Origin of the sequence: Mesorhizobium delmotii (genome assembly GCF_900149755.1) — a bacterium.
Taxonomy (GTDB): Bacteria; Pseudomonadota; Alphaproteobacteria; order Rhizobiales; family Rhizobiaceae; genus Mesorhizobium; species Mesorhizobium delmotii.
This window is the reverse complement of the sequence record NZ_FUIG01000043.1, coordinates 159,612-171,554: the sequence shown is the minus strand read 5'-3', so window position 1 is coordinate 171,554 and position 11,943 is coordinate 159,612. Positions and strand designations below refer to the sequence as shown.

At 63.0% G+C, this 11,943-nt stretch carries 10 protein-coding genes; 3 read left to right on the top strand and 7 right to left on the bottom strand.

Annotated features, from left to right (window positions below):
• Positions 1-18 precede the first annotated feature (18 nt).
• Positions 19-2,106 carry a PAS domain S-box protein gene (locus BQ8482_RS26340; RefSeq protein WP_165848718.1) on the top strand — a complete coding sequence of 696 codons (2,088 nt, stop codon included), beginning with the start codon at positions 19-21 and terminating at the stop codon, positions 2,104-2,106.
• An 83-nt stretch (positions 2,107-2,189) separates the two neighbouring features.
• Here BQ8482_RS26340 and BQ8482_RS26335 read toward each other — a convergent pair whose 3' ends face one another.
• The 6 genes from BQ8482_RS26335 to BQ8482_RS26310 form a co-directional block, all read right to left on the bottom strand.
• On the bottom strand, positions 2,190-2,600 hold the full coding sequence (locus BQ8482_RS26335) for a hypothetical protein (RefSeq protein WP_123150309.1): 411 nt from the start codon (positions 2,598-2,600) through the stop codon (positions 2,190-2,192).
• 275 nt (positions 2,601-2,875) lie between these two features.
• Positions 2,876-4,162: a flavin monoamine oxidase family protein gene (locus tag BQ8482_RS26330; RefSeq protein WP_165848717.1), complete on the bottom strand. Its 1,287-nt coding sequence runs from the start codon at positions 4,160-4,162 to the stop codon at positions 2,876-2,878.
• 136 nt (positions 4,163-4,298) lie between these two features.
• Positions 4,299-5,357 carry a dipeptidase gene (locus tag BQ8482_RS26325; protein ID WP_123150253.1) on the bottom strand — a complete coding sequence of 353 codons (1,059 nt, stop codon included), beginning with the start codon at positions 5,355-5,357 and terminating at the stop codon, positions 4,299-4,301.
• 185 nt (positions 5,358-5,542) lie between these two features.
• A complete protein-coding gene (locus tag BQ8482_RS26320) occupies positions 5,543-5,842 on the bottom strand; it encodes a GNAT family N-acetyltransferase (RefSeq protein ID WP_123150252.1) in 300 nt (99 codons plus the stop codon).
• 3 nt (positions 5,843-5,845) lie between these two features.
• Complete coding sequence (locus BQ8482_RS26315) at positions 5,846-6,469, bottom strand: alpha/beta hydrolase (protein WP_123150251.1); 624 nt, start codon at positions 6,467-6,469, stop codon at positions 5,846-5,848.
• 10 nt (positions 6,470-6,479) lie between these two features.
• Positions 6,480-7,412 carry a VOC family protein gene (locus tag BQ8482_RS26310; protein WP_123150308.1) on the bottom strand — a complete coding sequence of 311 codons (933 nt, stop codon included), beginning with the start codon at positions 7,410-7,412 and terminating at the stop codon, positions 6,480-6,482.
• A gap of 217 nt (positions 7,413-7,629) precedes the next feature.
• Here BQ8482_RS26310 and BQ8482_RS26305 point away from each other — a divergent pair, with 217 nt between their 5' ends.
• Entirely contained in the window at positions 7,630-9,207 is a 1,578-nt protein-coding gene (locus tag BQ8482_RS26305; protein ID WP_123150307.1) for an alkaline phosphatase family protein, read from the top strand.
• Positions 9,208-9,257: 50 nt separating this feature from the next.
• On the opposite strand, the gene BQ8482_RS26300 is transcribed toward BQ8482_RS26305, so the two are convergent.
• On the bottom strand, positions 9,258-10,709 hold the full coding sequence (locus BQ8482_RS26300; RefSeq protein WP_123150306.1) for a PRC-barrel domain-containing protein: 1,452 nt from the start codon (positions 10,707-10,709) through the stop codon (positions 9,258-9,260).
• Between the two features lie 293 nt (positions 10,710-11,002).
• On the opposite strand from BQ8482_RS26300, the gene BQ8482_RS26295 reads away from it, so the two are divergent.
• Entirely contained in the window at positions 11,003-11,923 is a 921-nt protein-coding gene (locus BQ8482_RS26295) for a diacylglycerol/lipid kinase family protein (RefSeq protein WP_123150250.1), read from the top strand.
• Positions 11,924-11,943: the final 20 nt, after the last annotated feature.

The following is an 11,943-nucleotide window of genomic DNA, read 5'->3' as shown; positions in this document are numbered from 1 at the left end:
GTGAGATGACGGCTGACCATGACGGCTGAAGCAGCACGCAGCGGTATGCAAGGCGTCAGGCAGGGCGCGGCGATGGCGGCTGTCCATGTCGTTCGCCGGCTTCGCGAAGCCGGCGACTGGCAGCGCGAGATGGACGGCATCCTTGAAAGGCTTTGCGGGGCCATGGATTGCCAGCGCGGCATCCTGTTTCGGCTGCGCGAGCTGCCCGGCCAGGGCTTTGCCCAGTCGGTCGCGGCCTACTGGATCAACCCGCGATTTGGCGGCGAACTGGCATCGCCAACGGTGATCTTGCAGTCGGTTGTCAATTCGGACCCACTGCTGGAACGGTTGGCGGAGGACGAGCGGCAAGGCAAGATCTTCGCGGGACACACGCGCGACCTCGAAGGCTTTCTGAGAATCGACTTCGAAAAGCAGCACATCAAGTCGTTCCTGTCGGTGTCGGTCTTTGCGCATGGCCATCTGTGGGGCACGCTGGCGGTCAACGACTGCGTCAACGAGCGCGAATGGACCGACGAGGAAGAGGCAACGCTGCACATCGTGGCGCTGGCCATAGGCGACGCCATCGAACGATCACTTTCCGATGCCCATGCCAGCGAAGTCATCCGCCGCACCATGCTGCAGGCTTCGCTCGACGCCATCATCGTCATCGACGAGACCGGTTCGATCATCGAATTCAATCCGGCCGCCGAAAAGATGTTCGGCTACCAGCGCAGCGACATCCTCGGCAAGGACCTGCTCGACACCGTCGTTCCGGAATATTATCGAAAGGGCTATGTGTCGGGCGCCGAATACATGTCGGGCCGCGGCGCGCCGATGGTCGGCCAGCGGATCGAGACCGTAACCCAGAATGCGGCCGGCGAGGTCTTTCCGATTGAACTGACGGCGACCGAGATGCGGGTCGCCGACCGCCGCCTGATTTTCGGCTCGATCCGCGACCTTCGCGACAAATTGCGCGCCGAAGAGGAGATCGGCCGCCAGCGTGAAAAGCTGCACCAGAACGAGAAGATGGCGGCGATGGGCTCCCTGCTTGCCGGCGTGTCACACGAGCTCAACAACCCGCTCGCCGTGGTCGTCGCCCAATCGACGCTGCTGCACGAGTTCGCCTCAGACCCGCAGACCAAGGTGCGGGCCGAGAAGGTGCGAGCAGCCGCCGAGCGGTGCGGCCGCATAGTCAAGAGCTTCCTCTCGATGGTCCGCCTGCATCCCGCGTCGCAGGCCGAAACCGACCTCAACCAGGTGGTCCGCGCGGCACTCGAAGTGACAGCCTACGGCGCCAGGTCAACCGGCATCATTATCGATACCGATTTCGCCAGCGGTCCGCTGCTGGCCATGGCCGACGCCGACCACGTGACGCAAGTGGCTGCCAACTTCCTCATCAACAGCCAGCACGCTCTGGCCGGCATCGGCGGCGACCGGCTGATCAAGGTACGCACGTTTCGCAGCGATCGCGGCAATCCCTGTTTCTCGGTCGAGGACAACGGGCTGGGCGTGCCGGAAGCGATACGCTCCCGCATCTTCGAATCCTACTTCACCACCAAGCCGGTCGGCGTCGGCACCGGCATCGGCCTGTCGATCTCGAAATCGATCATCGAACGGCACAATGGCGATGTCTGGTTCGAGGAAGTTCTGCCGAGGGGCGCCCGTTTCGTCGTCCAGTTGCCGGCGATCGCCGCCGGCGCGGCCGCCGCCGGCGAAACCCCGTCGCGCTCGAGCGGATTGCGCCATGCGCTGATCATCGACGACGAGCCGGATGTCGCCGCGTCGCTGTCCGACATTCTGGAATTGATGGGCATCAAGTCGCGGATCGTGCCGGCCTGGGCATCGGCCGCCGCGACCTTGACCGGCCACATGCCACCGGACATCGTCTTTTCCGATCTGCGCATGCCCGGCACCAGCGGCATATCAGTCTATCGCGAACTGCTCGCCGAAAAGCCTGATCTGGCGCGGCGCTTCGTTCTGGTCACCGGCGACCTGATCGGCGCGAAAGCCGAAATCGAGGCGTTGCCCGCGCCGCAGCGTCCGCAGATCCTGGAAAAGCCGTTCAGCACGCTGGACGTGCGCGGCGTGCTGTCGGCCATTGCCGAGCAGGCCGCATTGGGCGGTTAGAGCCGGCCTAGGATCCTCAAAAGAAAGCACCCGACCGATGCGGCGGGAGCCTGCCTGGAGCGCTGGAGGGTCGCTCGGGGGCATCAAAAAACGTTCGGCGTATCGGTCAGCGGCGCGGCATTGGCGATCACGCGGACCGCGCGAGCCTTGTGAATGCCGGATTGCTCGGCGATGACGCGCAGGCAGTCCGCACTTTCAGCGCCCCAGGCCTGCCCCTTGCAGACAAAATCGATCTCCGGCATCGGCAGGCGCGCGGTCTTTGTCGTGGTCGGCGCGCCGTCGATGATGTTTGCCGGCGGATTCAGCGAAGCGAAAGCTGGACCAACCGTCGGCGCGAACGCCATGCCGACGAACGCGGCGGCGCCCAGCACCACGAACAGCGCCATCGGATGGTCGTTGGCGCGCCGGCGCAGCGCCAGCTTCGGCCGCCGATCGTTGCGCTCCGGCGCCTGCAGGTGGCGGTCAACGTAGGCAGTCTGGATTTTCGTATGCATCGCCATTCCCTTCATCGATTTTCTTTTTCTGTTGAAAGGAACTTAGCCGCACCCGGTAACGGACGAACGACGCGCGCAAACTGACCGTGTAACAGATTTGAAACGGGAATTCGGGCAGTACCGGGCATATTCGATTATGCGAGGGCGAGGGAGTTCTTTGCCGAACTGTTCATGCAGTCGCATGTTCACGGGATCAAATCACGCCGCCGCTGTGGCCCGGCGAAGTCCGGTCGCCACCTTGAGACGCCTCGCCTGCGACCATGAGGCGCTTGTGACTATTGCGGATTAAATTCCGAGAGGATTTTCTGTGCAGCAATGCGCCCAGCCACGATTGCGCCTTCGACATAGCCCGGAAATGACGGCGACAATTCCGAGGATGCGAAATACACTGGCGGCGCGCCGGCAAGGATGGTTTGTTCGGCGTAGGTGGCACTCGTATTGATGATGAGATCGCTGTAGCCGCCGCCGCTCCAGCGATCATCGGTCCAGTCGCGACAGCTGAAATCGGTGAAGCTGCCTGCGTCCGTGCCGAGCGCCTCCTTGAGCCGCGCCGTAACCTCCGCGCGCAACGCGGCATCTCCCAATTCCCGCCAGCGTAGGGCAAGCGGCCCTCCGACGAAGACGACCAACGCAGGGTGGCCGCCATCCTTGCTGACGTCACAGGCAAAAAGTGCCGGCGGATCGCGCCACATCACCATGCCGCTCAAGCCCTTGGCGCGCCAAAAGGCTGTGGGGTAGCGCACCTGCATTTTGATCACCGCGCCGCTTTGCCAGACGCCGAGGGCCTTTTCCAAGGCAACCGGCAGCGGCGGCGCGAAATCCAGCTTCGAAGCCATCATCGGCGGTATGGCGATCAGCGCCGTTCGCGCCGTGATCGAGCCCGTCGTCGACGCGAGACGAACGCCTCCCAGTCTGCGCTCGATCGTTCTGACCGGCGTGTTCAATCGCAGGCGGTCGCCGAGATCGCCAGCCAGATCATCCGCCAGAGACTGCATGGTTTCATGCACGAAATACTGCAGTTCCGACACTTCATTGGTGATACGGCGGTCATTGTCGATGAGGTGCCAAAGCGGCAGTTTTTCGAGCGCCTGGCACCACAGGCCTTCGATCATCGAGCGAAAAGCCGCCTTGGCCTCACCGGGATCGTTCTGGCGATCGAGCCATGCGGCGACGGTCAAGCCGGCAATAGTCGGATCGGCCGGTGCAATCGCGTTCATGCGGTCGCGGATCGCCATCGAGGCGTAGTAGATTCGCTCGGCTTCCTTTTCGCCCGTCAGCGGCTGGGCAATGACTTCGCCCTTAACATAGGTCTCGACCAACGTCTTACCGCGCGTTCGCACCAGGGCCATCAGTTCCGGCATGTCCTCGCACAGGAACTGACCGCCGCTGTCGATCAGCTCGCCAAGCCCATTCCACTTGGACTCGACCCGCCCGCCGACGCGGCCGCGCGCCTCGAGCAGCACAAAATCGATGCCGGCCTTGTTCAATTCATGCGCGGCTGACAGGCCGGTAAAGCCGGCGCCGACGATGGCGACATCGGTTCGTACGGTCTGGCGCTTCAAGAGCCGGCCCTGAAGTTCTCGAAGTCCGCAATCATCCGCGGCTTGAGCTCCGGAGACAACGGTCTTGTCGAGATCATCAAAACCCCGCTCGATCGATATATTGCAGGCCGCTGGCTACTCTGCCGGGCGACACGCTTTAGCCGATGGTCTTTTCCAGCATACTGATCCAGTTGCGATAGGCGATCTTCTCGATCAGCGCGCGACCGAAGCCGCGCTCGGCGAACGCATCGAGCAGCTTCGGCAGGCCGGTGACGTCGCCGATCACGGCCGGGATCATGGCGCCGTCGAAATCGGACCCGAGGCCGACGCCGTCTTCGCCCAGCGCCTGCAGCAGCGAATCGACATGGCGCACCATGATGTCGAGACTGGTATCGGCATTCATCCTGCCGTCCTCGCGCAAAAACCCGGTCGCGAAATTCAGCCCGACCATGCCACCCGACTCGCGGATCGCGCCGAGCTGCCAGTCGGTGAGGTTGCGGGAATGGCCGCAGATCGCATGGACGTTCGAGTGGGTCGCCACCAGCGGTGCGTCACTGATCTCGGCGACGTCGCGAAACCCCTTTTCGTTGAGGTGCGAAAGATCGACCATGATGCCGAGCTGGTTGCAGGCCTTGACCAGTGCCTTGCCGGCATCGGTCAGGCCAGGTCCGGTGTCGGGCGTCGACGGGAAACGGAACGGCACGCCGTGGCCGAAAGCGTTCGGGCGGCTCCAGACGATGCCGAGCGAGCGCAGGCCGGCCGCATGCAGTACGTCGAGCATCGTCAGTTCGGGGTCGATCGCCTCAACGCCTTCTATATGGAACACCGCCGCGATCGACCCTTCCGCCATCGCGTTTCGCACGTCGCCGGCGCTGCGGCAGACGGTGAGCGCCGACGCTCGTTCCAGCCTGAACAGGATCGAGGCCATGGCGATGGTGGAGGCAAGCGCGTCGGCGCGCGGAAGCTCGGGCGGCAAGGGCTCAGTATCGCTCGGCGCAGGTGGAACCGCACTGCGCTTGGATTTCTCGAGCGGCGGTGGGAAGATCGCGAACATGCCGCCGGCAAAGCCGCCCTTTTTCGCGCGCGGCAGGTCGATGTGGCCACCCGACGTCCCCTCGATGAACAGCTTCTCGACATCCGCGTCTTTCGACTGATGGAGCCTGAGCAGCGTATCGTTGTGGCCGTCGAAGACGGGAACAAGATCGGTTTCGGTCATCAAGGGATCATTCGGTCCGATTGGTCGGGCGGGCAATATACCTACTTAGGCAAGGCAATACCTACTAGGCAAGACAACCCACCAGGCAAGACAGGCGATCTGCGCAAATGCCACAGCGAAGGATGCCCTTGTGGCTGCCCGCCCTCAACCGTCACCGCGGGCTAAGGCCTGTGGTAGGAACAGCGCTATTGCTTCAGCACGTCGGCCCATTCCGGGTGACGATGGAACTGGGCATTGGCGAACGGACAAAGCGGGATGATCTTCTTGCCCGCGGCGCGCGCGTCCTCGACGGCGCGGGTAACGAGGCGAAGCCCGGCGCCCTGGCCACGAAACGCATCCGGCACCTCGGTGTGGTCGATGATGATCTGGTGCTCGCCGATCTTGGTGAAGGTCATCTCCGCCTCGGCGCCACCAGGCCCGCGCAAGAGATAACGGCCCTTGGAACCGCGATCCTCCAGTTCGATCTCCGGCAATTGGTCAAGCATTGCTTACGCTCCTTCTACCGGCGTAGCGGACAGGAACCGCCGCGCCGCCTCGATCTCGTTCGACTGCACCTCATGGCCGCCGTCGTGCCACTCCACTGTGACATCGGCGCCATCGGCGCGCAAATAGGCTTCGAGCCGCGACGTCAGGTTGGGCGGACAGATCGGATCGCGCCTGCCTGCTGTGACCAGGATGCGGCGGCCGGCGAGACTTCCCTCGATCTCCGGCTCGAACGGAATCAGCGGATGCATCAGCACCGCCGCATCGAACAGAGAGGGCGCCGCGAACACCACCGAGGCCAGGATGTTGGCGCCGTTGGAATAGCCGAGGCCAAGCACCGACGCGGGCTTTGCCGCCTCGACATGTGCCTTGACGAAGCCGGCCATCTTGTCCGTCGCCCGCGCCAGATCGGCCATGTCGTAGACGCCCTCGCCGGTGCGGCGAAAGAAGCGCGCCGCTCCGTGTTCCGAGACATCGCCGCGCGGCGAGACGATGGTCGCCTGCGGCGCGAGATCACGCCCGAGCGACAGAAGCTGGCTCTCGTCGGCCCCGGTGCCATGGAAGACGAAGAGCAGCGATCCATCAGGCGAACCGGGCAGTGTCTTGTAGATGTAAGCGTCCTTGCTCATGGCCTTGTCCTCAGCCTTCCAGCTTTTGCAAATGTTGCTCGAGATAGGGCCGCAGATGCTGGTGTTGCGCGGGCAGCTTCAACGCCTCGCCGAGATGGGCGGTGTCCTCGTCGCGGTCGAAGCCCGGCTCGTTGGTGGCGACTTCGAACAGGACGCCGCCCGGCGTGCGGAAATAGATCGCCCAGAAATAGTCACGATCGATCACCGGCGTCACCTGATAGCCGGTGTCGATCAGCGCCTTGCGAACTTCGAGCTGCTTGGCGCGGTTTTCGACGGCGAAGGCGACGTGGTGGACGGAGCCGGCGCCGAGATCGGCAAAAGCAGCGCCCGGCAGCGATTCGATGTCGACGATATTGGCGCCGTTGCCGTTCTTCACCGCCAGCCTTTTTACAGTGCCGGATGTGTCGACTTCTTCATAGCCCATGAATTTCAGCAACTCTTCCGTGGCGCCGCCATCCTTCAGCCTGAGCGACACCGAGTGAAAGCCGCGGATCGCCTCGTCGGAGGGAACATCGCCCTTCGCCCACGGCGTACGGGTATCGGCCTTGTTCTCGACCAGCGCAAACCCGTCGCCGTCGGGACCGGCGAAGCCAAGGCGCTTCTCGCCGAAGCTCTCTTCGCGCGAGAGGCCGGCGACGCCCTCATCGGCAAAACGCTTTTCCCAATAGGCAAGCGTGCCTTCGGGCACCGAACAGATCGTGGTGCCGACTTCGCCGACGCCGTGGCGGCCCTTGCCGATGTTGGGGAACGGAAAATAGGTCATCACCGAACCGGGCGTGCCGACCTCGTCGGCATAGTAGAGATGGTAGACATCCGGCGCGTCGAAATTGACGGTTTTCTTGACCCGGCGCAGGCCGAGCTTTTTTGTGAAGAACTCATTGTTCTGGCGTGCATCCCTGGCCATCGAAGTGACGTGATGCAGGCCCTTGATCTGGTCGAGCATTTCCTGCTCCTTCCCTTGTCCTGTGCGGCCCATGCCGCGCTCCACGCCAATATGAGGACCCGCCGGCCGACGGCAAAGGTCGCAAACACAGAATGGACTGTGCTCTATAAGTGAACAATAAGACAACTTTTGTTCACCGTTTCGCGAACACCTCAGGCTTGCGTCGCCACAAAAATTCGGCTCCATGAGCGGCACGTTCTCAATGAAGGATACAGCATTGGTCAGAAAAGACAGACGCCCGAATGTTCTCCTGATCACCTGCGATCAGTGGCGCGGCGAGTGCCTGTCGGCGGCAGGCCACAAGGTGGTGCGGACGCCGAATGCCGACGCGCTCGCCGCCGAGGGTGTACTGTTTCGACAGCATTATGGCGGCGCGGCGCCGTGCTCGCCGGCACGCGCCTGCCTCTACACCGGCCTCTACCAGATGAACAACCGCGTCTGCCGCAACGGCACGCCGCTCGACGCCCGCCATGGCAACATCGCGCTCTCGGCGCGCAGCCTCGGCTATGATCCGACGCTGTTCGGCTATACCGACGTATCGCCCGATCCGCGCACGCTGGCGCCGGGCGACCCGCGGCTGAAAAGCTACGAAGGCGTGCTGCCCGGCTTCACCGTGCGCCAACTCCTGCCGGAGCACCAGAAACCATGGCTGTCGTGGCTCAAGGCGCGCGGCATCGATAGCGGCGCCGGCTTTCCCGACATCCATCGCCCAGCCGACGAGCATGGAGGCACGACCGACAGCGCAGTGACCAACGCGCCGCCCGTCTACTCGAAGCACGAATCCCCAGCCGCTTTCCTGACCGGCGAATTCCTCCGCTGGCTTGGCGAACAGGAGCGCGATACACCGTGGTTCGCACATCTTTCCTTCCTCAGCCCGCATCCGCCGTTCATCGTGCCGGAGCCCTACAACAGCATGTATGATCCTGCCGAGGGACCGGCTTTCCACCGCGCCGTGAGCTGGCAGGCCGAGGCAGAATGCCATCCCTACCTTGCCTACAACCTTAACCTGCAGGAGCGTTCGAATTTCCGCCCCGGCGCCGAGGGCAAGGTGCGCGATTGGGGCGACGACGATTTTCGCCGCATCCGCGCGCTCTATTACGGCATGATCTCGGAAGTCGACGCGCAGCTTGGCCGTATCTGGCAGGCAGTCAAGGCAGCGGATGCCTGGGATGACACCATCGTCGTGCTGACCTCCGACCATGCCGAAATGATGGGCGATCATTACATGCTGGGCAAGGGCGGCTTCTTCGACGGCAGTTATCATATTCCGCTGATCGTCCGCGACCCGCGTCGCCGCAAAGCGGCCGGCGCCAGCGTCGACCGCTTCACCGAGGCGGTGGACATAGCGCCGACCTTGCTCGATCTGCTTGGCGAAGAAACCCCGCCGCATCTCGACGGACAGTCGCTGAAGCCGTTCCTGGATGCCACGGAGCCGGACAACTGGCGCGAGGCCGCGCATTGGGAGTTCGATTTCCGCTCGATTGCCGATGGTCATGCCGAGCGCCATTTCGGCATCGGTCCGCGCCAGTGCAATCTGGCCGTTATCCGCACGAAAGAATTCAAATATGTACATTTCGGCGGCGGCCTGCCGCCGCTGCTGTTCGACCTGGAGCAGGATCGGGACGAACTAACCAATGTCGCTGCCGATCCGGCCTATCTGCCGGTCCGGCTGGAGCTTGCCGAAAGGCTGCTCGCCTGGCGGGCCGAACATCTCGATCAGTCGCTGGCGCTTGCCGAACTGACCGAGGACGGCGTTGTCGGCCACGTCGCAGGCCTGCCGCCTTTCCAGTCATAAAAAAGGCCCGCGCCTTTGCCGGCACGGGCCTCCTTCGTCGTTGGAGTAAACTAGCGCATCATCATGCGCTGTGTGTCGCGGTTTTGCACATATGTGGCCTTGTCATAGGGGGCCTGCGCCTCGAGCTGCTCCTTGGTGAAGTTCGTGTAGAGATAGCGCTTGCCATCCTTGTCGGTCATGAATTTCAGGTTATCCATGCCGATCGCCACTTCCTTCTCGCCAACGCCAAGGAAACCGCCGACGTCGATGATGACGGCATCGACCTTCTTGTCGCCCGTCAGCACGACGTCACCAATCTCACCGACGTTGACATCATTGGCGCCATAGACGGTGGTTCCAACCAAATCCTCGGACCGGATTTTGTCGACCGGCATTTCGGTCAGCGCCGACTTGTCGATCGCCGCGGTCTGTGTCTGGTCGGGGGTGGCGTCAGGCGCTGCTGCAGCCGGAGCCTCGGCTGTCTTGTCCATTGGAGCAGGAGCAGCCGCGTCAGGCGTTGCCGCCGGGGCCTTCGCCATCTTGTCCGCCGGTGCCGGAGCAGCGGTGTCAGGCGTTGCCGCCGGAGCTTCCGCGGTCTTCTCCGCCGGGGCTGGAGTGACAGCAGGGGTGGTGGTCACCGGCGCCGGCGTCGCCGCGTCAGTCGATGCGGTAGTCGCCGGGGCGGGATCATAGGGCCTGCGGTCGAACTCCGGCAGCGCCTCCAGACCCTCTCTCGTGGTCTCGGCCACCAGCCAGCGATCGCCATCCCTCTCCGCCCACTTGGCCTTGTCGAACTGATAGGCGACATTCTTTTCGCCAATCTCAAGGAAGCCGCCGACGCCGATGATCAGCGACTCGGCCTTGCCATCCTTGGCCAGGACGATGTCGTTCACGTCACCGATGTTTTGAGCGTCGTCGCCAGTGCCGTTGTAGACGGTTTCGCCGATGATATTGGTGGCAAGGTTACCGTCGGCACGCTTCACGGGTTCGGCCGGAACCGGTTCGACCGGAGCCGCCGGAGCGTTCTGTGCGGTGGTATCGGTGCCAGAAGGGGCTGGAGGAGCCGTAGCCGTGGTGTCGGTGGCCGCAGGAGGCGGATCGTAAGGCCTGCGGTCGAAGTCCGGCTGAGCCATCAACTCATCCTTTGTAGTTTCGGCGATCAGCCAGCGGTCGCCACCCCGTTCGGCCCATTGCAGCTTGCTGTAGTCGAAAGTGACATTCTTGGCGCCGACGCCAAGAAAGCCGCCGACACCGATGACGACGGATTTCGCCTGACCGTTTTCATCGAAGACGACATCACTGACATTACCGATGTTCTCGGCATCGTCGCCTGTGCCGTTATAGACCGATTCACCGACGATGTTGGTTACCAGGCTGCCCTCGGCGCGTGGAACGGGCGCAGCCGGAGCGGTCTCCTGAACCGCCGGATCCTGGGTCGGCGCCGGGGTTGTGGCTTCCTGCGCATACGCACCGGTCGCAATCAACGCTGCCAGTGCGGTGGTGGTTAAAAGGGTGCGGATCATCATAATCCTCCTCGAGCGTTATTTCGTTCACGCCACGAGCCGCCGGGTGGGAGATTGGTCGCGGCGTTACATATTCACAACGTCGTGACCGCGCCGTTGTTCCGACACCACGGCGAGCGTCGTGAAAAAACCACCCGAATCGCGCTCAATCATGCGTTCGGCCGGTGAGATTCGCTCCTGTATTTTCGTCAGAGCTGCGGAACTTTTTTTCAGCCGCCCCGTTCCAATCTGTGGCTGGGTCTGTCCTGGCCGATGATTATCCAATGGTTGGCAAGAAAAAACGGAGCGGGGGGATGAGATTTGCGGCGGTGCTGAACCAGGAGGGCGGCACCCTGCGTACGATTGATCTTTCCGCCTTCACGGACCGGATGCGCCAGACGTTGGAGGCAGCAGGTCACTCCATCGATATCGACATCGTTGACGGCAAGGACATCGTCTCAACGCTGGACCGCATCGCTTCGAAGCACAGCGTCGACATTGTGCTGGCCGGCGGCGGCGACGGCACCATTTCGGCCGCAGCGGCTCAGTTGATGGGCAGGAAGAAGGCACTTGCCATTTTGCCGGCTGGCACGATGAACCTGTTCGCGCGCGGGCTCGGCATCCCACAGACCCTGGACGCGGCCGTGGAATCCTTTGCCGACGGCGAGGTGATCGCAGTCGATATGGCAACCGCCAACGGCAAGCCGTTCGTGCATCAGTTCTCGATCGGCATGCATGCCAGGATGGTTCAGCTTCGCCAAACCATGGCGTTTGGCTCGCGGTTGGGCAAGATGCGGGCTTCAGTGAAGGCTGCCTGGGCGGCGATCAACAACCCGTCGGCAATGAAGGTGACGCTGACCATCGGCGAAGCCGAGATCATGACGCGCACCACCGGCATCGGCATCACCAACAATCTGTTCGGTGAGGGCCATCTGCCCTATGCCGACAATCCCGCCGGCGGCGTGCTCGGCATCTATATCACGGTCGCGCGGCGGCGTGGCGAACTGGTCAGGTTCCTTTTCGACATGGCGCGCGGCAAATGGCGCGACAGTGAGCACGTGGAAATCCACCAGGCCGACCGGGCCGTTTTGAAAGTCCACTCGGCAGCCAAGAAATTCCGCGCCGTCATGGATGGCGAACTGGTCAGGCTTGACCGCGAAACGACAATCGAAATCCACCCTGGCGCGCTGAACGTTCTCGTCCCGGCGCGCGCTGTCCAAGCGAAGGCCGCGTGATGCATCCCGGCACAGTCGAT